This is a genomic window from Salinicoccus carnicancri Crm (assembly GCF_000330705.1).
GTDB lineage: Bacteria > Bacillota > Bacilli > Staphylococcales > Salinicoccaceae > Salinicoccus > Salinicoccus carnicancri.
Genome location: NZ_ANAM01000001.1, coordinates 40,078 through 63,951, shown reverse-complemented (window position 1 = coordinate 63,951; position 23,874 = coordinate 40,078). Strand labels below are relative to the sequence as shown.

23 protein-coding genes and 1 riboswitch are annotated in these 23,874 nt (G+C 42.3%); of the genes, 19 read left to right on the top strand and 4 right to left on the bottom strand.

Annotation, left to right across the window (positions count from 1 at the left end; translation table 11 throughout):
* The first annotated feature begins 11 nt into the window (after positions 1-11).
* The 10 genes from mnmG (at position 12) to rpsR (ending at position 7,902) form a co-directional block, all read left to right on the top strand.
* Positions 12-1,895: a tRNA uridine-5-carboxymethylaminomethyl(34) synthesis enzyme MnmG gene (mnmG, locus tag C792_RS0100315; RefSeq protein ID WP_017547442.1), complete on the top strand. Its 1,884-nt coding sequence runs from the start codon at positions 12-14 to the stop codon at positions 1,893-1,895.
* Positions 1,892-2,605, top strand: a complete 714-nt coding sequence (gene rsmG, locus C792_RS0100310) for a 16S rRNA (guanine(527)-N(7))-methyltransferase RsmG (RefSeq protein ID WP_017547441.1) — start codon at positions 1,892-1,894, stop codon at positions 2,603-2,605. Before mnmG ends, rsmG begins: the two co-directional genes overlap by 4 nt.
* A 16-nt stretch (positions 2,606-2,621) precedes the next feature.
* Positions 2,622-3,434 (top strand): ParB/RepB/Spo0J family partition protein, encoded by an 813-nt coding sequence (locus tag C792_RS0100305; protein ID WP_017547440.1) that lies wholly within the window; start codon positions 2,622-2,624, stop codon positions 3,432-3,434.
* Positions 3,435-3,569: 135 nt separating this feature from the next.
* Positions 3,570-4,394 carry a ParB/RepB/Spo0J family partition protein gene (locus tag C792_RS0100300; protein ID WP_017547439.1) on the top strand — a complete coding sequence of 275 codons (825 nt, stop codon included), beginning with the start codon at positions 3,570-3,572 and terminating at the stop codon, positions 4,392-4,394.
* Positions 4,395-4,409: 15 nt separating this feature from the next.
* Positions 4,410-5,336: a mechanosensitive ion channel family protein gene (locus tag C792_RS0100295; protein WP_040608631.1), complete on the top strand. Its 927-nt coding sequence runs from the start codon at positions 4,410-4,412 to the stop codon at positions 5,334-5,336.
* Position 5,337: 1 nt separating this feature from the next.
* Positions 5,338-5,532: a DUF951 domain-containing protein gene (locus tag C792_RS0100290; protein ID WP_026090152.1), complete on the top strand. Its 195-nt coding sequence runs from the start codon at positions 5,338-5,340 to the stop codon at positions 5,530-5,532.
* Between the two features lie 12 nt (positions 5,533-5,544).
* Entirely contained in the window at positions 5,545-6,645 is a 1,101-nt protein-coding gene (ychF, locus tag C792_RS0100285; RefSeq protein WP_017547436.1) for a redox-regulated ATPase YchF, read from the top strand.
* Between the two features lie 116 nt (positions 6,646-6,761).
* Complete coding sequence (rpsF, locus tag C792_RS0100280; RefSeq protein WP_017547435.1) at positions 6,762-7,061, top strand: 30S ribosomal protein S6; 300 nt, start codon at positions 6,762-6,764, stop codon at positions 7,059-7,061.
* Between the two features lie 25 nt (positions 7,062-7,086).
* Positions 7,087-7,593: a single-stranded DNA-binding protein gene (gene ssb / locus C792_RS0100275; RefSeq protein ID WP_017547434.1), complete on the top strand. Its 507-nt coding sequence runs from the start codon at positions 7,087-7,089 to the stop codon at positions 7,591-7,593.
* Positions 7,594-7,659: 66 nt separating this feature from the next.
* Positions 7,660-7,902: a 30S ribosomal protein S18 gene (gene rpsR, locus C792_RS0100270; protein WP_156172405.1), complete on the top strand. Its 243-nt coding sequence runs from the start codon at positions 7,660-7,662 to the stop codon at positions 7,900-7,902.
* Between the two features lie 60 nt (positions 7,903-7,962).
* Here the strand turns inward: rpsR and pruA are convergent, their stop codons facing one another.
* Positions 7,963-9,507: an L-glutamate gamma-semialdehyde dehydrogenase gene (pruA, locus tag C792_RS0100265; RefSeq protein ID WP_017547432.1), complete on the bottom strand. Its 1,545-nt coding sequence runs from the start codon at positions 9,505-9,507 to the stop codon at positions 7,963-7,965.
* 246 nt (positions 9,508-9,753) lie between these two features.
* Between pruA and C792_RS0100260 the strand changes: the two genes are divergently transcribed.
* On the top strand, positions 9,754-10,134 hold the full coding sequence (locus tag C792_RS0100260; RefSeq protein ID WP_017547431.1) for a VOC family protein: 381 nt from the start codon (positions 9,754-9,756) through the stop codon (positions 10,132-10,134).
* Positions 10,135-10,176: 42 nt separating this feature from the next.
* Here the strand turns inward: C792_RS0100260 and C792_RS0100255 are convergent, their stop codons facing one another.
* On the bottom strand, positions 10,177-11,202 hold the full coding sequence (locus tag C792_RS0100255) for a general stress protein (RefSeq protein ID WP_017547430.1): 1,026 nt from the start codon (positions 11,200-11,202) through the stop codon (positions 10,177-10,179).
* A 353-nt stretch (positions 11,203-11,555) separates the two neighbouring features.
* On the opposite strand from C792_RS0100255, the gene C792_RS0100245 reads away from it, so the two are divergent.
* Entirely contained in the window at positions 11,556-12,167 is a 612-nt protein-coding gene (locus C792_RS0100245; protein ID WP_017547429.1) for a YfbU family protein, read from the top strand.
* A 28-nt stretch (positions 12,168-12,195) separates the two neighbouring features.
* On the opposite strand, the gene C792_RS0100240 is transcribed toward C792_RS0100245, so the two are convergent.
* Positions 12,196-12,585 carry a general stress protein gene (locus C792_RS0100240; protein WP_017547428.1) on the bottom strand — a complete coding sequence of 130 codons (390 nt, stop codon included), beginning with the start codon at positions 12,583-12,585 and terminating at the stop codon, positions 12,196-12,198.
* 152 nt (positions 12,586-12,737) lie between these two features.
* Positions 12,738-12,838, top strand: a riboswitch (purine riboswitch).
* Between the two features lie 79 nt (positions 12,839-12,917).
* On the opposite strand from C792_RS0100240, the gene guaB reads away from it, so the two are divergent.
* From guaB to C792_RS0100220, 4 genes are all read left to right on the top strand, one after another.
* The gene (guaB, locus tag C792_RS0100235) at positions 12,918-14,387 is read left to right on the top strand and encodes an IMP dehydrogenase (RefSeq protein ID WP_017547427.1); all 1,470 of its coding nucleotides are present in this window, start codon (positions 12,918-12,920) and stop codon (positions 14,385-14,387) included.
* Between the two features lie 18 nt (positions 14,388-14,405).
* Positions 14,406-15,950, top strand: a complete 1,545-nt coding sequence (gene guaA, locus C792_RS0100230) for a glutamine-hydrolyzing GMP synthase (protein WP_017547426.1) — start codon at positions 14,406-14,408, stop codon at positions 15,948-15,950.
* Positions 15,951-16,214: 264 nt separating this feature from the next.
* The gene (locus C792_RS0100225; RefSeq protein WP_017547425.1) at positions 16,215-18,137 is read left to right on the top strand and encodes a site-specific DNA-methyltransferase; all 1,923 of its coding nucleotides are present in this window, start codon (positions 16,215-16,217) and stop codon (positions 18,135-18,137) included.
* 2 nt (positions 18,138-18,139) lie between these two features.
* Complete coding sequence (locus C792_RS0100220) at positions 18,140-20,875, top strand: DEAD/DEAH box helicase family protein (RefSeq protein ID WP_017547424.1); 2,736 nt, start codon at positions 18,140-18,142, stop codon at positions 20,873-20,875.
* 142 nt (positions 20,876-21,017) lie between these two features.
* Here C792_RS0100220 and C792_RS0100215 read toward each other — a convergent pair whose 3' ends face one another.
* Positions 21,018-21,956, bottom strand: a complete 939-nt coding sequence (locus tag C792_RS0100215; RefSeq protein WP_017547423.1) for a helix-turn-helix domain-containing protein — start codon at positions 21,954-21,956, stop codon at positions 21,018-21,020.
* Positions 21,957-22,110: 154 nt separating this feature from the next.
* Between C792_RS0100215 and C792_RS0100210 the strand changes: the two genes are divergently transcribed.
* Genes C792_RS0100210 through C792_RS0100200 form a run of 3 tightly spaced genes read left to right on the top strand, consistent with a single transcriptional unit; the run spans position 22,111 to position 23,831 of the window.
* Positions 22,111-22,473, top strand: coding sequence for a hypothetical protein (locus C792_RS0100210; RefSeq protein WP_017547422.1), 363 nt, complete (start codon positions 22,111-22,113; stop codon positions 22,471-22,473).
* Positions 22,460-23,053 (top strand): hypothetical protein, encoded by a 594-nt coding sequence (locus tag C792_RS0100205; protein ID WP_017547421.1) that lies wholly within the window; start codon positions 22,460-22,462, stop codon positions 23,051-23,053. Before C792_RS0100210 ends, C792_RS0100205 begins: the two co-directional genes overlap by 14 nt.
* On the top strand, positions 23,043-23,831 hold the full coding sequence (locus C792_RS0100200) for an FtsK/SpoIIIE domain-containing protein (protein ID WP_017547420.1): 789 nt from the start codon (positions 23,043-23,045) through the stop codon (positions 23,829-23,831). Before C792_RS0100205 ends, C792_RS0100200 begins: the two co-directional genes overlap by 11 nt.
* Positions 23,832-23,874: the final 43 nt, after the last annotated feature.

Below are 23,874 nucleotides of genomic sequence, written 5' to 3'. Positions count from 1 at the left end.
GGAGGAAAACTATGACAGGAAATATGAAATATGATGTTGTGGTCATTGGTGCAGGACATGCAGGCGTCGAAGCGGGACTTGCCTCTGCGCGCAAAGGGCTTAAAACATTGATGCTGACCATTAACCTCGACAATATCGCATTCATGCCATGCAATCCGTCTGTCGGCGGCCCGGCCAAAGGAATCGTCGTCAGGGAAGTTGATGCGCTCGGCGGACAGATGGCAAAAGTGATAGATAAGACGCACATACAGATGCGGATGCTGAACACAGGGAAAGGGCCTGCAGTGCGCGCACTCCGTGCACAGGCAGACAAGACGCTGTACCAGCAGGAGATGAAACGTGTGCTCGAGGATGAGCAGAACCTGGACATCCTGCAGGGCATGGTTGATGAGATCATCGTGGAGGGTGATGTCGTCAAGGGTGTAAAAACGAACATCGGCACCGTCTACGATGCCGGAGCGGTCATCGTTACGACAGGGACATTCCTGCGCGGGGAAATCATCCTCGGGGATCTGAAATACTCCAGCGGACCGAACCACCAGATGCCTTCCGTGCCCCTTGCCGATCAGCTGAAGCAGCTCGGATTCGATATCGTCCGCTTCAAAACGGGGACACCCCCGCGCGTCAATTCGGATTCCATCGATTATTCGAAAACTGAAATCCAGCCGGGCGACGATGTGCCGAGGGCGTTCAGCTTCGAGACCACAGAGTTCATCATCGACCAGCTGCCGTGCTGGCTGACATATACTTCAGAGAATACGCACCGGATCATCAATGACAATCTGCATCTCTCAGCGATGTATTCCGGGAATATCGTGGGCACCGGTCCGCGCTACTGCCCGTCAATCGAAGATAAGGTCGTGCGTTTCAACGATAAGCCGCGCCATCAGATTTTCCTGGAGCCAGAAGGCAGGGGGACGAAAGAAGTCTATGTACAGGGGCTTTCCACAAGCATGCCTGAAAATGTCCAGCGCGATATGCTCGCTTCCGTTCCGGGCCTTGAAAACGCGCGCATGATGCGCTCCGGCTATGCCATCGAGTATGATTCACTTGTGCCGACACAGCTGTGGCCGTCACTTGAGACGAAAAAAATAGAGAACCTCTTCACCGCGGGCCAGATCAACGGTACGAGCGGGTATGAAGAGGCGGCGGGCCAGGGGCTCCTCGCCGGCGTCAACGCCGCAGCCAAGCTGCTCGGCGAGGAACCGCTCATCCTGAGCCGTTCCGATGCCTACATCGGCGTACTGATCGATGATCTCGTCACCAAAGGGACGAATGAACCCTACCGTCTGCTGACATCCAGGGCGGAACACCGTCTGCTGCTCCGTCATGACAACGCGGACCTCCGTCTGACTGAAAAAGGCCATGAAATCGGTCTGATCGGGGAAGCCCGCTACGATGCGTTCCTTGTAAAGAAACAGAATGTCGAAGCGGAAATCGACCGTCTGAGGAATATCCGCATCAAGCCGAACGAAAAAGCACAGGCTGTAATCGAGTCAAGAGGCGGAACACTACTCAAGGACGGCATCCTTGCATTCGATCTGCTCAAACGTCCGGAGATGGACTATGAATCCATCATGGAGATTCTGGAAGAGGACATCAAGATTTCCAAAGAGGAGTACGAACAGGCTGAAATCCAGACGAAGTATGACGGCTATATCGCCAAGTCCCTTGCCCAGGTCGAAAAGATGAAACGCATGGAGAACAAGAAGATTCCGGCGGACATCGACTACGACGCGGTGCATTCCCTGGCGACAGAGGCGCTTGATAAGCTGAAGAAAGTCAAGCCTCTGGATATCGCGCAGGCATCCAGGATTTCAGGCGTGAACCCGGCGGATATCTCAATCCTTCTCGTCTATATCGAACAGGGCAACATCAAAAGGGTAAACGCATGACGGAACAACAATTCGTAGACGCACTCAGAGCGCAGGGCATCGAGCTCACACAGCACCAGATCAGCCAGTTCAGGACATATTTCGAGATGTTGGTGGAATGGAACGAAAAGATCAACCTGACGGCTGTGACCGGGGAAGAGGAAGTGTATCTGAAGCATTTCTATGACTCTCTCACACCGCTGTTCAACATCGATATCAAGCAGGATGCGGATATATGCGATGTAGGCGCCGGGGCAGGTTTTCCGAGCATACCGATGAAAATCGTCCGTCCGGATCTGAAAGTCACAATCGTCGATTCGCTCAACAAACGCATCGGCTTCCTCAATGAACTGGCGGCTAATCTGGATTTAGACAGGATGCACCTTGTCCACGACCGGGCAGAGACGTTCGGGCAGGGCGCCCAGCGACACAACTTTGATATCGTGACAGCGCGTGCGGTTGCACAGTTGAATGTCCTTGCCGAACTCTGTCTGCCACTGGTCCGGACCGGGGGCGGCTTCATAGTGATGAAGGGCAAAAGGGGGCTTGCGGAGCTTGAGGAGAGCAGCTTTGCACTCGACCTGCTCGGCGGCCGGGTGCGGGAGACTTACAGTTTCGTGCTTCCCGAAGAGGACAGTGAACGGTATATACTGGATATAGAAAAAATACGCAAGACACCGAAGAAGTATCCGAGAAAACCGGGTACACCAAACAAGTCACCATTAAAATGACAGGCAGGTGAGGCAGATGAAAAAGCCTTTTTCAAGACTTTTTGGACTCATTGACAAAAGTGACGAGAAAAAAGAAGATGTGTCACTGCAGCTTCTTCCGCTGGAGAATATCGTCCCGAACCGTTATCAGCCCCGTACAGATTTTGACCGCGACCGCATAAAAGAGCTTGCGGACTCCATAGGGGAGCATGGTCTTCTGCAGCCGATCACTGTCAGACCGATCGAAGAGGGCATGTATGAAATTATCGCGGGGGAGCGGCGTTTCCGTGCGTTGAAGATGATGAACCGCGAGGAAGCGGAAGTCATCGTGAAGTATCTGACGGATACCGAATCAGCTGCAATCGCCCTCATCGAGAATATACAGCGTGAGAACCTCTCGGCCATCGAAGAGGCGAGGGCATACCAGAAGCTGCTCAAAATGGACGGCATCACACAGAAGAACCTTGCTCAGAACCTTGGCAAGAGCCAGTCGTTCATCGCCAATAAGCTGCGCCTGCTCAAACTGTCCGATGACGTGATTGGAGCGCTGCAGCGTCAGGATATTTCAGAACGTCACGCGAGAAGCCTGCTCAGTCTGGATGAAGAATCGCAGACAGAAGTGCTCGCAGATATCAAAGGCGGGAACCTGACGGTGAAGGATACAGAAACAGCCGTCAAAAACCGGCTGAAACATGCGAATGGGGAAATTGATTTCAAGGATGATGTGTCATTCATGCTGAATGACCTGAACCGTGAAATTGAAAAACTCAGAAACAGGGGCATGGATGTATCCTATGATACTTCAGAGCAGAAGGAATTCCATGAAGTGAATATAAAGATATTCAAATAAGACACTCACAGGCACTGACCCCGGTGGGTGTTTTGTTTTGGTGTCACAAATGCCGTCAGGCTGATATAATATTATGTGTGATTCCAAACAGAAATGACGGCAGTACTGCCGTTTCAGATTATGGAGGTGAAGGCATTGGCCGGAGAACTTGATGGAAGACATGGAACCCCGGGGGACGATGAAACAGTCTTCATGCTGGACATGACGGAAATCCGCCGTAATCCATATCAGCCGAGGACGGAATTCGATCCCGAAAGACTCAGGGAACTTGCCGACTCCATATCTGAACATGGTATAATCCAGCCGATCATTGTGAGGAAATCAGTCAAAGGATACGACATAGTGGCCGGCGAACGCCGGTTCAGGGCAAGCAGTCTTGCAGAGAAGGAAACCATCCCGGCCATCATCAAAGAGCTGTCGGACAGGCAGATGATGGAATTTGCAATCATCGAAAACCTGCAGCGTGAGAACCTGAATCCTCTGGAAGAGGCAGGGAGCTACCGTGAACTGATGGATGAACTCGGGCTTACACAGAGTGCCGTCGCAGAACGGCTGGGCAAATCGAGGCCGTATATCGCCAATATGCTCAGATTGCTCAACCTGCCGCACCGTGTCAGGCAGATGATCAGCGCCGGGGAACTTTCGGGGGCACATGGCAGGACTCTATTGCCGCTCAAAGATCCGCTGCAGCTGGAAACGGCAGCAAAAAGGGCAGTGGATGAGAAAATGAGCGTCAGGGCGCTCGAATCCTATGTGAAATCGCTGTCCGGACCTTCTGTAAAGAAAAGTAAGAAGGCCCCGGATAAGCCGGCTTTCGTCAACAGGTACGAAACGAGGCTCAAAGAGCGCTTCGGAACAAATGTAGAGATCAGCAGACAGCGGAAAAAGGGGACGATCTCCCTTGAATTCAGGAACGAAGAGGAATTCAAAAGGATCATTGCAATACTTGAAAATTCATAGAATGGATGTGTAAATTTGTTTTCTTTACTGGGTAACACAACAGAGGAGCCGCTTACAGTGGTTCAGCAGCTGATGACGGACTTGACAGATCCGGAACTCTGGCTTGGGCTGGGGGGGAAAGTACTTACTGCGGTTGTTCTGGTCATCGTTGCACTGATTCTGGTCAAAATTGCCAACCGGGTCATAACAAACTTCTTCAGTTATAAATCGAAGTCGAAGACCAAGATCAAGGGCAGCGAGAAACGCAACAAGACACTGATCAATGTGCTGCAGAACGCTGCCACGGTGATCATATGGTTCGTCATTGTCATGATGGTGCTTGAAACGTTCAACCTGCCGGTGCGCACACTGCTCGCCGGTGCCGGTGTCGTCGGTCTGGCTGTAGGTTTCGGTGCACAAAGCCTGGTGAAGGACATGATTACAGGGTTCTTCATCATTTTGGAAAACCAGTTCGACAAGGGAGATTTTGTCAGGATAAACTCAACAGGTACACCAATCGGGGAAGGCGAGGTCATCGCCTTCAGCCTCAGATCCACGAAAATACAGGGCTGGGAAGGCGAGCTGATAGTCGTGCCGAATGGTTCAATCAGTGAAGTGGTCAACTTCTCACGCTATAATGCGATATCCATGCTGGATATCAATCTGTCGCTTGATGAGAACATTGATGAAGTGGAAAGTATTCTCAGAAGCTATTTCGAGGAAAGCTGGAGGGATGAGGAGACCCTCGTCTCCATGCCGGAAGTCCTTGGCCTGCAGGGCATCGAAAATGGTGAATCCATCATGAGGGTAATGCTCGAAACAGAACCGATGGAGCACTTCGGGGCAACAAGGCGCATGAGAAAAAGGATTAAAAATCATCTCGCAACCAAAGGCATATATATTTCCGTTCCTAAAATGGACATTCAGGATTTCGAGGTGAATGACAAAGCAGTGGGTGATTGATATGGAAAAAGAGTACGGGATGAATGACATAGTAGAGATGAAAAAGCAGCATCCATGCGGCAGCAGACTGTTCCGTATCACACGTCTCGGCGCCGATATCAAGATCAGATGTGAACAGTGCGGCCGCGTCGTCATGATGCCGCGGCGTGATTTTGAAAAGCGGATGAAATCAGTGAAGCGAAAAAATGAAGTGTAAAGGTGATTATAAATGGCTCTGACAGCAGGAATCGTAGGATTGCCAAACGTTGGGAAATCCACATTATTTAATGCAATAACAAAGGCAGGCGCGCTTGCCGCAAATTACCCGTTCGCAACGATCGACCCGAACGTCGGTATCGTCGAGGTGCCGGATGAGAGGCTCAACAAGCTTACCGAAATGGTCGAACCGAAAAAGACCGTCCCAACAGCATTTGAATTTACGGACATCGCCGGCATCGTCAAAGGTGCATCCAAAGGTGAGGGGCTCGGCAATAAATTCCTGGCCCACATCCGTGAAGTGGATGCAATATGTCAGGTCGTCCGTGCATTCAACGATGAGAATGTCACGCATGTATCAGGCAAAGTGAGCCCTGTTGATGATATTGAAATCATCAATATGGAACTCATCCTTGCCGACCTTGAAAGTGTCGAGAAAAGACTGCCGCGCCTGGAGAAGATGGCGAAGCAGAAAGACAAGGATGCGATGGCGGAATCGGCCATACTCCAGAAGATCAAGGAAGGGCTCGAGAACGACCGGCCGGTACGTTCGATGGAGTTTTCCGAAGAGGAAGCGAAATATGTAAAGAACTTCCATATGCTCACACAGAAGCCGATGCTCTATGTTGCAAACGTGGCGGAAGAGGATATCGGAGGTACGGAGGACAACGTACACCTTGAGAACATCCGGGAGTATGCCGATCAGGAAGGGTCCGAAGTCATCGTCATCTCGGCAAAGGTCGAAGAGGAGATTGCCGTTCTTGATGAAGATGAAAAAGAAATGTTCCTTGAAGAGCTCGGCATCAGTGAATCCGGCCTGGATAAACTGATCAAGGCCTCCTATGATCTGCTCGGCCTTGCAACATACTTCACTGCAGGCGTGCAGGAAGTGCGTGCATGGACATTCAAAAAGGGTATGACGGCTCCCGAATGCGCCGGAATCATCCACACCGATTTCAAGAAAGGCTTCATCCGTGCAGAAACGGTGAGCTATGATGACCTTGTGGCAGCAGGAAGCGAAGTCAAAGCGAAAGAAGCGGGCAAAGTCCGCCTCGAAGGAAAAGAGTACATCATGAAAGATGGCGACGTCGTCCATTTCAGATTTAATGTGTAATATATATTGTAAAATGACTAAAACACTGGTATAATATCGGATTGTGAGTAATGAAAATTATTCCTTGCCTGTTTCCATTGAAACAGGCCGTTAAAGACCATAAGGAGGTGTAGAAGATGAGAGCATATGAAATTCTATATGTAATCCGTCCAGATATTGAGGAAGATGCTAAAAAAGCACTCGTTGAGCGTTTTGATAATCTATTGGCTTCAAATGGCGCGGAGATCGTCGAATCAAAAGAGTGGGGCAAACGTCGTCTTGCGTATGAAATCGAAGATTACAAAGAAGGTTTCTACCAGATCATCAAATTGAATTCTGAAGTTGAAGCAACGAACGAATTCGACCGTTTGGCCAAGATCAGCAACGATATCATTCGTCACATCGTTGTCCGCGATGAACAAGCAGAAAACAAGTAATTAAAAACACAATGGAGTTGATTACATGCTGAACCGTGTTGTATTGGTTGGTCGTCTCACAAAAGACCCCGATCTTAAAGTCAGTCAAAACAACATTTCCGTAGCAACTTTTACTTTGGCGGTTAACCGCCCGTTCACGAGTTCGAACGGCGAACGCGGTGCCGACTTCATAAACTGTGTTGTATTCCGCAAGCAGGCGGAAAACGTCAGCCAGTATTTGAAAAAAGGAAGTCTTGCGGGTGTTGACGGAAGACTGCAGAGCCGTACTTATGACAATAAGGACGGTCAGAGAGTTTTTGTAACTGAAGTAGTGTGTGACAGTGTACAATTCCTCGAACCGAAAGGGCAAGGCGGTAATCAACAACAGCAGTACAATAATAATTCTGCAGACAGCTATACGAATGCATATGGCAACCAGTCGACGGGATCAAGACCCGCACCACAGCAGTCCCGACAGGACAGGGCTGAGGAAAACCCGTTTGCAAATGCAGACGGACCGGTTGACATCAGCGACGACGATCTACCATTCTGATAGTATAGTGTCCGGAAATGATCCAAGGAGACGGGTCAGCGATAAAATAATCACAGAGGAGGAAAAATCATGGCAGGTCCAAGAAGAGGCGGTCGCCGCCGTAAAAAGGTTTGTTACTTCACAGCCAATGGCATCACGCACATTGACTACAAAGAAGTAGACCTTCTTAAAAAGTTCATTTCAGAACGTGGTAAAATTCTTCCAAGACGTGTGACAGGTACTTCCGCGAAGTATCAGCGCCAGCTCACAGGAGCAATCAAGCGTGCACGTCATATGGCACTACTCCCATACGTAAAAGAAGAACAGTAATACTACAAAAAAACTCCAGGTCACTGACCTGGAGTTTTTTTAATGTCCAAATATATTTTTCTAGAACATCTCTGAGACGACTTTCTGTTCAAGGAAGTTGAGCATATAGTCAGGGCTTCCTGTCTTCTGGTCTGTTCCGGAGAGTTTGAAGCCGCCGAATGGATGATACCCCATTACAGCTGCAGTACATCCACGGTTCAGATACAGGTTGCCGACATGGAATTTCTTCTGTGCCTTAATCCAGTTTTCACGTGTATTCGTGATGACTGATCCTGTCAGGCCGTATACAGTATTATTGGCAATTTCAAGCAGTTCGTCAAAGTCTTTCGCTTTTGCGAACGCAACGACCGGACCGAATATCTCTTCCTGCATGATGCGTGCCTTCGGATCAAGGTCTGCGAATATCGTCGGCTGGATGAAGTAGCCTTTTGAATCATCCGTCTCTCCGCCGATTTTAAGCGTACCTTCCCCTTTGCCGATATCGATATAGCCTTTGATCATGTCGAACTGTTTCCTGCTGATGACCGGTCCCATATACGTTTCATCCACCGGGTTGCCTACGGTCAGTTCTTCTGTCAGTTCAACGGCCTTTTTCAACACTTCGTCATACACATCTTCATGGATGACTGCACGGGAGCCGGCTGAACATTTCTGTCCCGCAAAACCGAAAGCGGAACTTACGATGGAATCTGCCGCAAGGTCGAGGTCGGCTGTTTTGTCCACGATGATCGTGTCTTTACCGCCCATCTCTGTAATGACTCTTTTCAGGAAATGCTGTCCTTCCTGAACGACTGATGCGCGCTCGCTGATCCTTAGACCGGTAGACTTGGAACCGGTGAAAGTGATGAAGTGGGTCTTATGGTGGTCGACCATATAGTCGCCGATCACTCCGGGATCCCCTGTAACAAAGTTTACGACACCTTTTGGCAGACCTGCCTCCTCAAACACTTCCATCAGCTTATAGGAAATGAGGGGTGTATCTTCCGCCGGCTTCAGCAGGACGGTATTCCCGGCGATGATTGGTGCCACAGTCGTTCCTGTCATGATTGCGAATGGGAAGTTCCACGGAGAGATAGTAACGCCCGTGCCCATCGGCTGATAGAAATATTTGTTGTGTTCCCCTTCGCGGTCGAGTACCGGCTTGCCGTCAGCCAGTTCCATCATCGATCTGGCATAGTATTCTATGAAGTCAATGCCCTCGTTCGTATCACCGTCAGCCTCGTTCCATGGCTTACCTGCTTCATGAACCATCAATGCTGAAAATTCATGTTTGCGCCGCCGGATGATTGCTGCAACCCTGATGAGAAGTTCAGCGCGATCTTTAGGATCCCACTCGCTCCATGTTTCAAATGCCTCTCCCGCAGCCTGGAATGCTGCATCGATGTGGCCCTGTGTCGCCTTTGAGACGTGTCCGACAGCCTGTTCCTTATCTGATGGATTATAGGAAGTGATCTGGTCGTCCGTTTCTATATGCTCGCCGCCGATGATCAGCGGACGTTTGACGCCGAAGTCATTTTTAGCGTTTTCCAAAGCAGCTTTGAATGCTTTTTTGTTTTCCTCCTGTGTAAAATCTGTAGCTGGTTCTGCACTGTAAGGTAGTACCATCTATGAATCCTCCTCATTATTTTGCATATACTTTTCAGCAAAGTACTGAATTGGCTATTTGGAAGTATTTTTATCCCAAAACACTATTCATATACCCGATTTCAGGAAATTTATTTATCAAATAACAGATCAACTCAAAATCTAACGTAAAATAATTGTAATTTGTTATCTTTTGTATATATTTATATTTTCTTTATAATGAAGTTGAAAACGCTTTATAAAAATTATGTCTGGAGGTATGGAAACGTGATCAAAAAATTGGCCGGGGTGATGCTTTACGTGGACAATCAGGAAGAGGCTGTAAAGTTTTGGAGAGACGGACTCGGGTTTACGGTCGTGTCGGAAGAGGAGCTGCCGGAAGGGTACAAAGCGGTTGAAGTCGCACCGGATGGAAAATCTGAAACATCCATCACGATTTTCGAGAAAGCATTCATCAGAAAGTACAGCCCGGAACTGGGGATGGGCACACCTTCTTTGATGTTTGAGACGGAGGACGCCGGGGCACTGTATGAAGATATGAAAAGCAAGGGGATTACAGTAGGTGAGATGACGGAGATGGCCGGCAGCAAAGTATTCAACTTCAAAGATGGGGAAGACAACTATTTCGCAGTATCGGAATCTGACTAGAATATGAAAGAGGCCGGTCAAAACTGATCGGCCTCTTTCATATCATCGTTCCTCATCATTGAGTCTGATGACCTGTTCACCATCAATATCTCTTTTGAAACTGTAGTCCCTGTCTTTCTCATCAGGGCTTTTATCGATCAGTTCACGGCTGTCCTCTCCGGGCCTTTGCTCTTCTTCAGGTGAAACCTCTTCAGCCAGCTCGGGATGGTTATGGGTGTCGACCAGATGCTGGTTTCTCCGGTCGTCCATCTTGTACTCATTGATGACCGTATCCTTGTTGCCGAAGTTGAAGTCATCCCGGCTGTTTTTGAGATAATCCGGTTCCATACGGTGTTCGATTTTTTCTGCATCGGTTTCCTCCCTGTCGGTTTCGACAGACGGATCCACTGTGATGTGTTCATCGGTGCCTTCGCCGTATGCCATCTGTTCATCGTCCTCAATCAGTTTTCTGCTGTGGTCATGAGTTTCACGCGATTTGTCCAATGTGACCCCCTCCTCGTTTCCCGGATTGTGAAACTGTCCGGAAGAATCTTTACTGTCATTATCCTCATTTTCCCGGGAAATATCCTGTCCGGATGATCCGCCATTTTCTGTCCTGTCTGCAATGTCATCGTGTGCTGTAACCCCTGCAACACCGGCAGCACCGGCTGTGCCGCCCGCCGTCATATTCGCAGCATCCTCCCTGTCCTGTTCGTCAGGCTCCATCGCATCAGGAGTATCATCCACCACAGGTTCTTTGGCAATTGCCCCCGAACCCTGCCTGTCCACATAGAGGAGGATGTTGCCGCGGTCGAGTTCACCTCTGAATTTCTGTTCACTCTGATGGTCGAGGTCTAAATCTGCCATGACCCGTTCTTTTGCATCATCTGATGAAAAGAACGATACAATCTTGTCCCATGCCGTGCCTTCTGCTGATTTGATATTGATGTTCGTGTATTCGAAAGAAGATTTTTCAAGAGGATTTTTGGAAACGACGGTGATGGTTTCTTCCTGTATACCATCGGTTTTCAGTTGTTCTATCCTGCCGAGCAGCTCATCTTCACTTTGGTATGTTTCAATATTATGCATGATAGATTCCTCCAATTTTCATCATAATGTTCATCTTCGGATTTCAATTCATATATTAAATATCTACCCTGAACCGCTCAATATAAACTATCATGCAGTATTGCAACCCTGCTGCCGGAATATAGCAGAAGCTTGATATCAAAAAGAATATTTTGCCAAAATTGATCTTATTATGTAAAAAAGGATATGAATACTGGTATTAATAATTCAGTTGATATACTATTAAAATGTAATTACTGTTCACTCATCAAAAAAGGAGATATTTGAATGCTGGTTTCAGGTTTTAACAATTTAAATTGTGAAGGCGGAGAGGGAAAGTGCAAAGTCTTGAAAATTCAGCAATACGTCTATTAATGTTCAATCAGTACAAAATCATGAGTCTACTAAGCAGTAACGATGAAGAGGATTCTTATGATTACTACCAGGACATCATTGTGAATGGCATTGAAAAGAAATACCCGGTTCTTCTGGAGTCTATAAGTTTCGGCGGGGATGGCGTTCCGATCAAAGTATCGGAGGATGTGGAACTGATTCTTGAGATTTTTTGTAAAATCCAGGGTTCGATGCGAAAACTGGATGCTCGAATACAAAGGGAAATCAAAAAGGAATATCACGTATACTTTGACGGATTTAATGCCTGTAATGATATCGAACAGCCATATTATACCTATTATGAGTTTTTACAGAAATACAAAGAAGTGAAGCTGCCCCAGAAAGGGAACGGACAGGGCGGGCTGACGCTCCACCATTACAATCAGATGATGAACAGTTACATGAAACACGGCTCAGATGAAACATTGGACGAAGCTGAAATCAGGAGCATATGCATCCAAAAAGGGCAAGAGGCTGGAGTTTCGGAAGCCATACTCGTGGATTTTACGGATCCGGGGTACCCGGTTCCCCTCCAGCTGGTCAAAGAGGATAAAGCATATCACCTGGAACCAAAACAGGCCGATACGGAGTAATATCCGTACGGCCTGTTTTCTTTATGGATTACCTGTCGTGGTTGTCTGTCAGATCGGCCTCTGAGGAAGCGGTGGTGCCTTCAGCCTCCTCGGCGCGTGTCTGCAGGATATCATCGTCATAATAGATCAGGTAGTTCCCTTCGCTGATCTTGAACAGATATTTCTCAATCTCATCTTCACCGAGGTCGAAGTTGTTGAGGAAACGTTCGGCAGTTTCATTATTGGAGAGAATCTCCCTCAGGCCCCTTTCATGGGTGATGTGGGAGTGGAAGTTGACCTCTGTGTAATCCAGGGCCTTGAACTCCATGTCGTCGCGTCCGAGAAGGTGTATGTCCTCTTCATAATAATCGTCGTACTTCAGCTGTTCAATCCGGTCAAGTACAGCCTCCTGATCATCATACAGCTCAAAATAATTCATAAATGCGCCCTCCTGTGAGACTTCTGTTAAGTATAGTGGACTATTCCCCCGGCCCTTTACTTCCAAACACTCCGGGACTATGGTACAAAGTGTAAAGAAAGCCGAAAACTTTGTTGTAACCGCGCCGCTTTTTTGTTATCATTTATAATTAATTATTTTATTTCATTTCATTTCATATAATCATAATAATATGGATTATGAGTTTCTAGGCTTTACCCTAAATGAAGCTACTATGAAATCACAATTGGATACGCGGTCACTGACTGTATTTTGATTGTTCCTATCATATATCTCTTTAAGGGTGCAGGATTAAAAAATAGGAGGCAATAAGAATGTGGGAAAGGAAGTTTGAAAAAGAAGGGTTGACATTTGATGACGTGCTGTTGGTACCGGCACATTCGGAAATACTGCCCAAAGAGGTTTCGCTGTCTGTACAGCTGTCAGAGAGCATCAAGCTGAACATACCGGTACTCAGTGCAGGCATGGATACAGTCACTGAATCTGCCATGGCGATTGCAATCGCGAGAGCGGGCGGGCTCGGTGTCATCCATAAAAATATGTCCATAGAGCGCCAGCGTGATGAAGTCGAGAAGGTCAAACGTTCGGAGAACGGTGTCATAAAAGATCCGTTCTTCCTGACGAAGGAGGAGCAGGTGTTCGCAGCCGAGCATCTGATGGGCAAATACCGTATTTCCGGTGTGCCTATCGTGAATAACCCGGAAGAGAAGAAACTGATCGGAATCATCACCAACCGTGATCTCAGGTTCATCGAAGACTACTCAAAACCGATCGACGATGTCATGACCAAGGAAAACCTGGTTACTGCGGGTGTCGGCACGACACTTGAGCAGGCTGCTGAAATACTGCAGAATCACAGAATCGAAAAACTTCCGCTTGTTGATGAAAGCAACATTTTGAAAGGGCTCATCACAATCAAAGATATAGAGAAAGTCATTGAATTCCCCGAAGCAGCCAAAGACAGCCAGGGGCGTCTGCTTGTCGCTGCGGCGATTGGCATCGCAAAAGAAACCGAAAAACGTGCAAAAGAGCTCGTTGAAGCGGGTGCGGATGCACTCGTCATCGATACTGCACACGGCCATTCCGCCGGTGTCCTTTCAGCCATCAGAGACATCCGTGACAAATTTCCTGAAGTCACATTGATTGCAGGAAATGTAGCCACTGCTGAAGGTACACGGGCATTGATAGAAGCCGGCGTGGACGTTGTCAAAGTGGGAATCGGGCCAGGTTCGATCTGTACCACCCGCGTCGTTTCAGGCGTCGGTGTGCCACAGATTACCGCCGTCTATGATGCTGCCACAGAAGCGCGCAGACACGGCAAGGCGATCATCGCCGACGGCGGCATCAAACTGTCCGGGGACATTGTCAAAGCTCTGGCAGCCGGCGGACATGCAGTAATGCTCGGCAGCCTGCTCGCAGGTACGACGGAATCACCGGGAGAAACGGAGATCTTCCAGGGAAGACGCTATAAGACATACCGGGGAATGGGGTCACTGGGGGCCATGGAGCAGGGCTCCAAAGACCGCTATTTCCAGGAGGATTCAGAAGCGAAGAAATTCGTTCCGGAAGGTATCGAAGGACGCACGGAATACAAAGGTCCGCTCAGCGATACTATCTATCAGCTTATGGGTGGTTTGAAATCCGGTATGGGTTATACGGGTTCTAAAGATCTTGAAGCATTGAGGGAAGAGGCACAGTTCATCAAGATTACAGGTGCGGGTATGATCGAAAGCCATCCGCATAATGTACAGATCACTAAAGAATCTCCAAACTACACTAGATAAGAAGGGAACAGTTGAAAGATGGAAATGGCGAAAGAGCAGGAACTTATTCTAGTCATCGATTACGGCAGCCAGTACAACCAGCTGATCACCCGCCGTATCAGGGATCTCGGGGTCTACAGTGAACTCCATAATCCAAGCATTACAATCGAAGAGATAAAAGCACTGAACCCGAAAGGCATCATACTCTCCGGCGGACCGAAATCCGTGTATGCAGATGATGCATATACCGCAGACCCGGCGATTTTCGAGCTGGGTGTGCCAGTGCTTGGCATATGCTACGGCATGCAGCTTTTGACCCAGATGCTCGGCGGTGAAGTTGTACCTTCAGACGAAAAGGAATTCGGGTCTACGGAGATCAATATCAATACAGAGTCCACGTTGTTCAAAGGCCTCTCTGAGATGGAGACCGTGCTCATGAGTCACAGCGACAAAGTGACACGCATCCCCGATGCATTCGAGCAGATTGCCCAGACACCGCTTTGCAAATATGCAGGAATCAGGCATAAGGAAAAAGACATCTACGGTGTCCAGTTCCATCCGGAATCCAAGCACTCTGTAAACGGTGATACATTCCTTAAAAACTTCATCCGCGATATTGCAGGATGCCATGGTGAATGGTCCATGGACAACTTCATCGACATCGAAGTCGCGAAGATCCGTGAACAGGTCGGCAACAGCAAGGTCATCTGTGCCATGAGCGGCGGTGTAGACTCCTCCGTTACAGCAGTGCTGATGCATAAGGCCATCGGCGACCAGCTGACATGCATCTTTGTCGACCATGGCCTGCTCCGCAAAGGTGAAGGCGACATGGTGATGGAACAGTTCGGAGAAGGCTTCAACATGAACATCATCAAGATCGATGCCAAAGACCGCTTCCTCGGAAAGCTCAAAGGAGTCTCCGATCCGGAGCAGAAACGCAAGATCATCGGCAATGAATTCATCTATGTATTCGACGACGAAGCCGCAAAACTAAGAGACGCGGATTTTCTGGCACAGGGCACACTCTATACAGACATCATAGAATCCGGTACAGAAACCGCAACGACCATCAAATCACACCATAATGTCGGCGGACTGCCGGAGGAAATGCAGTTCGATCTCATCGAGCCGCTCAACACTCTATTCAAAGATGAAGTCAGGCAGCTCGGCATCGAACTCGGCATCCCGGAGCACCTCGTGTGGAGACAGCCATTCCCCGGACCGGGGCTCGGCATCCGCGTGCTCGGGGAAATTACAGAGGAAAAACTGGAAATCGTCAGAGAAAGCGACTGGATTCTGCGTGATGAAATCGCAAAAGCAGGACTCGATCGCGAAATTTGGCAGTATTTCACAGTCCTCCCCGACATCCGCTCCGTCGGCGTCATGGGCGACTACAGGACATACGACCATACAATAGGCATCCGTGCTGTAACCAGCATCGACGGCATGACAAGCGAGTTCGCCAAGATCGACTGGGACGTCCTTGAGCGCATCTCCAAACGGATAGTGAACGAAAGCAAGCACATCAACCGCGTCGTCTACGACGTAACAAGCAAGCCACCGGCAACAATCGAGTGGGAATAAAGTAATAATACAAATTGAAGTGAAAACGTTGATTTAACAGCATTTTAAGCTTTTTAAAATGGATAGAAATTATTTATATCTACTTGATTCCCCACCAAAATTCCCACCAAGACGTGTGGGGATTTTTTTGATTAATTATATATAAAAAGTTATCATAATTTTAATGGCATTAAATGTTATAATAAAAAGTTTTAATTGATTTGTTTATCATTGCCAGCATATTAATGATAAAGTAGCATAATAGATTTTTAGTGAGGTGTATTTATGGATACAGTAATAAATGATGAGATAACAAAAGTGTTAGAAAGTTTTAATGATAAATATTACATAGATAAAGAGATAAATAAGAATAAAATCATTCAAGATTTAAACAATTACGATCATGACTTAATAATGTCAATATTACAAAATGAGACTTTGGATAATTTGTTTACGCAAAAGATTATGGATACAAAAATACTGAAAATTAATAACTTAATAAAAGTATTTGAAATGGATCAATATTGGAAAAATTCTTATACAAAATATACAAAGAAAATTGGCTTAACTAGTAGTGGAAAGTTTTTGGAAGAAACCTCAGATGTGATATTGGATTTTCCTTATAAAGATACTGTGTTAAAAGCGAGTATGACTAAAGAAGATAATGATAAAAATGATTTAACTCCAAGTGAACCCTTTTTAAACGAAGTTATAGCTAAAAATGAAATAGATGTTTTATTAGATAAGAAAATTTTGTCAAACGCAAAAAAATATAGTGAAGAAGGAGCAGAGGAGGTAAGTAGTTATAATGGTGAGAGTTTACTTATAAAAGGTAACAATTTATTAACGTTGCATTCAATAAGCAATAGATTCTTAAATGATTTTGATGTGATTTATATTGATCCACCATACAACGTTACATCTTCAAATAATACGTTTTCTTATAATAATCGTTTTAATCATTCAAGTTGGTTAGTGTTCATGAAAAATCGCCTTGAGATTGCAAAAAAATTATTAAAAAAAGATGATGGTGTGTTAATTATTGCAATTGATGAAAATGAGGTGAACTATCTAGGTGTTTTATTAGATGAATTATTCCCAGATTATGAAAATCATTTAATCACAGTAATACATAATCCAAGAGGTGTTCAAGGAACAAATTTCTCATATAGTAATGAATTTTTATATTTTGTATTTCCTGAAGGCAAAAAGGTTATAGAAGATCGTAAGCTTTTAGATAGTGAAATTAGTTTGTCGAACTTAAGAAACTGGGGAGGAGAATCTCTGCGGACAGATGGCAGAAATACATTTTTCCCAATACTAGTTGATTTAGATACAAATGAAATAGTAGGTTTTGGAGAAATAGTAGAAGATGATACACACCCTAAACAAACAGAAATCAAAGAGGGCGTAGCTTATGTCTATCCTATTGATACTAAAGGTATTGAGAGAAAATGGAGGTATGCTCGACAAACTATTGAAAGTATACAAGAAATGCTTCATGTAGTGAAGAAAAATAATAATAGATACGAAATTATGTTAGGAAAGAACTTTGGACAATATAAGACAGTTTGGCAATCTCCACTCTATGATGCTAGTGTCCATGGTAAGCAACTATTAAAGAAATTGGTTCCTAATGCGGACTTCTCGTTTCCTAAATCAATTTATTCAGTTTATGATGCATTATATTCTGTAATAAAATATAAAAAAAATGCTAAAGTATTAGATTTCTTCTCTGGGTCAGGCACTACTGCACATGCTGTTCAGATGTTAAATAAAGAAGATAGAGGTAATAGAACATTTGTGATGATAGAGCAAATGCCTTATATAGAAACTGTTCAAATACCTAGATTGTTAGCTAAAGATGAATCTAAGAAAGTAACACCTTTTATATATATCGAATTAATGGAGAAGAGTAGAGGTTATATTCAATCTATAATGGATGCAGAAGATACAAGCGAGTTAATAGATATATATTCTCGTATGTTGGATAATGTTGATTTAAATTTCCAAGTTGATTTACAAGAGATTCAAGAATCATTATGGCAGAACCCATTTAAAGAACAAAAGATGATACTTATAAAGATTATTGATAAAAATCAACTTTATTACAATTATTCAGAAATTGATGACGCAAATGTACGTGATCTAATTTCAAATAGTGATTATGCATTTAATGACTCATTTTATAGTGAAGATGAGGTGTAAAGATGGTGATTAAAAAAAAATATAAAAAGAAATTATCTTTACCTTTACTAGAAGAATTAGAAAATTTAAATATGAGCTTATTCAATAGTAATTTAGATTGGGAATATCCATTTTATTTACAACAGAATATGATTCATTCATTTAGGGGGTATCAACAAGAAGCATTGAGATACTATCATTACATTCAAAGTGATGAAAATTTTAAATATAGAAATATTAATCATGTATTATTCAACATGGCAACGGGGTCAGGAAAAACGGACTTGATGGCAGGATTAATTTTATATTTATTTTATGAACACGAATATCAAAATTTTTTATTCTTAGTTAACACCAATAGTGTTTTAAACAAAACGATTGATAATCTCACTGAGACCGCATCAAAAAAATACCTATTTAACAATCCAATAGAAATTGATGGTAAAAAAATTACTATTAAAACGGTAGAAGTATTTCCTAAAATTCAAGAGGAAAACACTATTTATTTAAAATTATCATCAGTCCAACGTGTTGCTGGAGATATTTATACGCAAAGTGAAAACTCAATGAGTGAACAAGACTATGCTAGAAATAAGGTAGTAATCTTAGGCGATGAAGCACATCATTATTCTGCCTCAACTAAAGCAGAAAAAGAATCAGAGCGGTCATGGGAAAAGGCGATTAATACGATTCTGCATGCCCGTAGAGATAACCAGCTCTTAGAATTTACAGCCACTATTGATTTAGATAATAAGAATATTTATGAGAAGTATCGAGATAAGGTCATTTATCGTTATGCTTTAGATCGATTTATACATGATCGATTCTCAAAAAATGTGAAACGTATTCAGTCGGGTAATACAGATGAACAAAATATGTTAAGAGTCATTCTATTAAGCGAGTATAGACGCCGTTATGCTTTGGAGCAACACGATACTTATATAAAGCCAGTAATCATGTTTAAATCTCAAAAAATTAATGATTCAAACGAAGCAGAAACACTATTTAATCAACTTATAGAAGAATTATCAGTTGAAAAAGTAATTAACTTTTTAGAGAGACAAGGGCAAATGAGTGACGATGTTTCTAGCGAGACACTTGCAATGGCCCGCGAATATTATTTAAGAAATAAAGAGATATTATATGAAATCATCCAAGACATTAAAAGGGAATTTTCATCGAATCGTGTTATAAATGCAAATGATAGTGATCGTGGTAAAGGTATGTTAGAAAAAGGACAATACGAAGCTTTAAATAGTTTAGAAAGTCCTGAGAATCTCAATCGTGCAATATTTGCGGTTGCTAAGTTAACAGAAGGTTGGGATGTTCTTAATTTATATGATATTGTGAGGATTAGTAATCCATCAACAGTGAAAGGGAATAAAAAGTCCACAAACTCTGAAGCACAACTGATTGGTCGAGGTGCTAGGTATAATCCTTTCTTTCTTAACAACCAACAGTCATATCAAAGAAGATTTGAAGATGATAGTAAAGATAGTCTTTTATTAGAAACCCTCCATTATCATACACTTAATGAACCTCAGTATTTAAAAAATCTAATTCAATCACTCGATGATATAAATTTACCAACAGGTGAAGATAAGAAAAATCCTCTACTTGATGTGAAAGTTAAGAAAAGCTTTAAGGATACAGATGTTTGGAAGTATGGGTATATATATTATAATAAAACGGTTCAGTTGAGTGCAGATGATTTTAATGGTTTAGATAAATATGGTATTGATAATATTAATGATATTTATATTCCTTGGTTCTCTTCTGTTCAGGAATTTGGATATAGTGACAAAACAATATATGAGGATACAGAAAAAACTACTAGTATTAAATTATCTATAGATAAAAGATATATAAAAAAGGCAATGAGCAAAATTTCTTTTTATCATTTTAGTAACCTTAAAAATTATGTACCCAAAGTTGCCTCTAAAGAAGAATTTTTATCAAAGAAATGGCTAAATATTTACAATAGAACAATTTATGTTACTGGACCTGTTACAATGTCAGAAAGTGATATAACACCATACCAGAAATTAGAAATTTTAGAGCGCTATTTGTTGGAAACTGCTCAAAAAATTAAAAAAGGCTATTCATATAAACGAGGAACGAATCAATTTATTGGTTATCCAATCAAAGACTATATTTCTAATTATAAAAAGAGAGTACCTAATTATGATACTTCACAGTTATATTTATCCAAAAGTCCTCAACATGTCGAAAGATATGAAATTAAAGAAGATTTCTATGCATATGATACCGCAATCATTAATCTGACTGAGAAACAATTAATTGATCGTATTAGTGAGCGTGTTGAAGAACTTAAAAAAGAATATGAAGAAGTTTATTTAATCCGAATGGATGAAAATATGCATAGAGAATCTGCGAAAAATCATAAATTAATGTTACATCAGTTTGATTATACAACTTATGAAATGAATATAGAGGGATTTCAACCTGACTTTATACTTTATTTAAAGAATGCCGAATTTTTTATTCAAGTGTTTATAGAACCGAAGGGGCCAGTGCACCTCGAAAGAGAACAGTGGAAAGAAAAGCTGTTAAACTACATTAATGAAAATGAGGCAGAAATTATAATTGATGATAATGTTGAGGGGGTTAAAATTAAAGGGCTTAAATTTTATACTATGAATGACGGCCGTGGGACCATAAAACAATTAGGACAAATTACTTTAAGTAAAAATTTTGAAGGACTCACAATGTATCAACAAGAAGATTTTGATATTTAAATTTTGGGGGTTAATAATGGCGCTAGAACATCATCTTAAAGCAGAGATTTGTGAAATTCGTAAAAAGTAATATAGAACCAATGGAATAAGGTGATTGGGTAAATATGAAAGAGATTGCTAAATAAGCAACCTCTTTCTTTTTTTATGAATATACTCTTAACGTCATTTCTTGTGACATTGCGCGATGATATAAAGCGACAGTATTATCTTGTACCCTTTCTTCATGTCTGCTTATATGTTCTTGTCCCTTCCAATCTGCTCTTACTATATTTAACAAGTTATTATCATAATCAACATTAAATTTTAAATAATCAAGTATATCCTCAATATGATCGTATAATTCCTCTGATATTTCGTAACCAAGTCCGTAATATGGGACAGTTTTGTAAAAATCTTTTATATTTAGTATTAAATTTCTCAAATCGGTATTCACCCATTTTTCTACAAGTAAGTTTTTGAATTTTTTCATATTAATTTCTTTTTGACCATTCCAAAAATCTACAAAACTTTGTACTATTTTATCTTTATGACTTGTCCAAAAAAAATAAATTAACTTATCATACTTCTTCTGAAACTTTTCAATATCTTTATTAGTGAAGTGTTCTTTTTGCTTTCCAGATTTAAAAATATGCTCAATATATAATCGGAAAGATGTATATAAAGCACTGAACTGTAAAGTGGATTGTAATGCTATAGAGCAATCGTTGATATTAGAGTCTGTGTTACAATATTCATTCCAATATATTTCACTAGGAATAGTTATCAAACTATAAGCAACATATTGATAAAACTTGAAAACTAACTTGTCAATTTCTTCAGAAGATTCACCGAAAATAATTTTCCCACTTTTTACATTAAATACTTTGCTTATTATTGATAACTCATTATCTGTTATAAATGTTGTTCTTGTTTTAAAGAGTTTTCCATTTTCTATTGCGCTCACAACATCTTTACTAATAAAAGTTAATTCATCTGAACCTAAGTCAGATTGAGTTAATCCCCTTTTTTTTCTCATATATTTAATACGTTTTCCAATAATTCTATAAACAATATCTTCTAATGATTCGTATCTTCCATTCATTATTAATCACCTCTAAAAATTTTCGGAACAAATATAAGCAAAATTCACAAAATTTATTCTGATTACAAAAATACTATGACAACTTAGAATAAAAAGTAACAAAGATAAGCGCTTATCTTTAAATTAACAAAAAAGAAAGGACTAGAGTAAATACATGACAAAAAAACTATTAGAATTTCAAAATTTTGAGGCAGAGCGATTTTTAAAGGATAAAACGTTGTTAGCGATGAAATCAGAAGTACTAAAAAATCAAAATAGAGAAAACATTGGAGCAAAATATACAATTATAGTTTGGGAAGATAATACTAAATATAAGGATGAAAGTGTATCTAATGTAGGTGACACCTATAATGTCAAAATTGAAGGTAAAGAACCTTTGGATATTGACAAACCAGTGCAGGTAAAACTAGTGAATCCTGTTGGCAAGGTCTGGGGGGATTTTAACAGTAATTTATCTTTGTCTGCTTCTGATCTTAGATTCATTGAAGGTAAGGTGAAAGATGATGGCACATCTTAAACGAAGTTTGAATGGCGGTCCTGGTCTGAAGTTGGTACCAAAAATTATTTGGATTAGTTTAATCATAGCAATTGCGATTACTATTCTAAAAAAAACAACTATGATTTTAATAAATGAAGTAAGTTATGAACCTATTATAAATTTGTTGAGTTATGTGATTCAAAGTGCTTTCTGGATTCAAATAGTAAGCTATTCGTTAGTGTTTATTTATATATTCTGGATCTACATTAGAGAGATTCGATTTTATATAACAGAAGACCCCGTTTATTTAGTAATCAATCGCAGGCTGGATTATTTTCTACAGAATGTAGGCATATATATGAAATACAGCAAAAATAAAGTTATGATACCAAAAGTTAGGCGTGTTAAAGAAGAGAATATAAAAGCCTTTGAAATTGAAATAATTGGTGATAAAAAAGAAAAAATGCTAGCGCTTAATAGCTCCTTAAATTCATATCTATCTCAAAAGCATGCAGAGTATAAAATCATTGAAAGCTACGAAAAAGAGGGATGGGTGCGTTATATCTTAGCGCCTGATTATCTTGCTGATCAGCTAGAGGGTGATTCGGTTGGACTATAAAATACCGCTTACTAAATCAATAGAATATGATTGCTCAACACATATCAATATACTGCTAGCAGGTTCTAGGGGCATGGGTAAGAGCTGGTTTGGTATGTATTTAATATTGAAACTAGCTCAACTGGAACCCTCGACACAGATTCATGCAATTGATTATAAACAAAGTGATATTAGTCGATTGCACGAGATTTTGCCTGAAGAAAGAGTTGCAATAACTAAGGAGCAAATTTTCTCTTTGCTAGAAAATTTTGTTTCATTGATGAAAAAGAGGGCTGACTTTGTTAACGATAGTACTAGTTTTGGCTCTACAGCTAACGATTTAGGTATGCCATTATTTTATTTAATTTATGATGAATTCGGGGCATTTACTCAAACTTTGACTAGTAAAGAAAAGAAATATCATGATGATTTAATTAGTCAAATTGTACTATTAGGGCGTCAATATAACTTTGGACTATTGGCTATTATGCAACAAGCGTCTGTAGGAAATTCTGGATTGAATTCAAGTATTAAAGAGCAATTTGGATTAATAGCACATATGGGGTCTGCTTCATCTGCAGCGTATAGGCAAACCTTTGGTGAATCAATAGAAGTACCAAATTTAAAACTGGAACGGGGACATGGGTTTCTATGGTTGCAAGGTTTAACTACTAACGGCAATGTTTATCCGTTTGCATCACCAAATTTATCGAAAATTGATTTATGGGAAACTTTTAAGAAGTCATTTTATTATCAAAATACTATTGATTATTTAACCTTGATTGAAGATAAGACCTGATTTTTAGAGCGGTGTGGCGAGAGCCACAACCGCTCAGGCCGAT

Bases quoted from the DNA above. Each gene is read 5' to 3' on its own strand.
- mnmG (WP_017547442.1), top strand. From the start codon at position 12: ATGACAGGAAATATGAAATATGATGTTGTGGTCATTGGTGCAGGACAT.
- rsmG (WP_017547441.1), top strand. From the start codon at position 1,892: ATGACGGAACAACAATTCGTAGACGCACTCAGAGCGCAGGGCATCGAG.
- C792_RS0100305 (WP_017547440.1), top strand. From the start codon at position 2,622: ATGAAAAAGCCTTTTTCAAGACTTTTTGGACTCATTGACAAAAGTGAC.
- C792_RS0100290 (WP_026090152.1), top strand. From the start codon at position 5,338: ATGGAAAAAGAGTACGGGATGAATGACATAGTAGAGATGAAAAAGCAG.
- ychF (WP_017547436.1), top strand. From the start codon at position 5,545: ATGGCTCTGACAGCAGGAATCGTAGGATTGCCAAACGTTGGGAAATCC.
- rpsF (WP_017547435.1), top strand. From the start codon at position 6,762: ATGAGAGCATATGAAATTCTATATGTAATCCGTCCAGATATTGAGGAA.
- ssb (WP_017547434.1), top strand. From the start codon at position 7,087: ATGCTGAACCGTGTTGTATTGGTTGGTCGTCTCACAAAAGACCCCGAT.
- pruA (WP_017547432.1), bottom strand. From the start codon at position 9,507: ATGGTACTACCTTACAGTGCAGAACCAGCTACAGATTTTACACAGGAG.
- C792_RS0100255 (WP_017547430.1), bottom strand. From the start codon at position 11,202: ATGCATAATATTGAAACATACCAAAGTGAAGATGAGCTGCTCGGCAGG.
- C792_RS0100245 (WP_017547429.1), top strand. From the start codon at position 11,556: ATGTTCAATCAGTACAAAATCATGAGTCTACTAAGCAGTAACGATGAA.
- C792_RS0100240 (WP_017547428.1), bottom strand. From the start codon at position 12,585: ATGAATTATTTTGAGCTGTATGATGATCAGGAGGCTGTACTTGACCGG.
- guaB (WP_017547427.1), top strand. From the start codon at position 12,918: ATGTGGGAAAGGAAGTTTGAAAAAGAAGGGTTGACATTTGATGACGTG.
- guaA (WP_017547426.1), top strand. From the start codon at position 14,406: ATGGAAATGGCGAAAGAGCAGGAACTTATTCTAGTCATCGATTACGGC.
- C792_RS0100225 (WP_017547425.1), top strand. From the start codon at position 16,215: ATGGATACAGTAATAAATGATGAGATAACAAAAGTGTTAGAAAGTTTT.
- C792_RS0100220 (WP_017547424.1), top strand. From the start codon at position 18,140: ATGGTGATTAAAAAAAAATATAAAAAGAAATTATCTTTACCTTTACTA.
- C792_RS0100215 (WP_017547423.1), bottom strand. From the start codon at position 21,956: ATGAATGGAAGATACGAATCATTAGAAGATATTGTTTATAGAATTATT.
- C792_RS0100210 (WP_017547422.1), top strand. From the start codon at position 22,111: ATGACAAAAAAACTATTAGAATTTCAAAATTTTGAGGCAGAGCGATTT.
- C792_RS0100205 (WP_017547421.1), top strand. From the start codon at position 22,460: ATGGCACATCTTAAACGAAGTTTGAATGGCGGTCCTGGTCTGAAGTTG.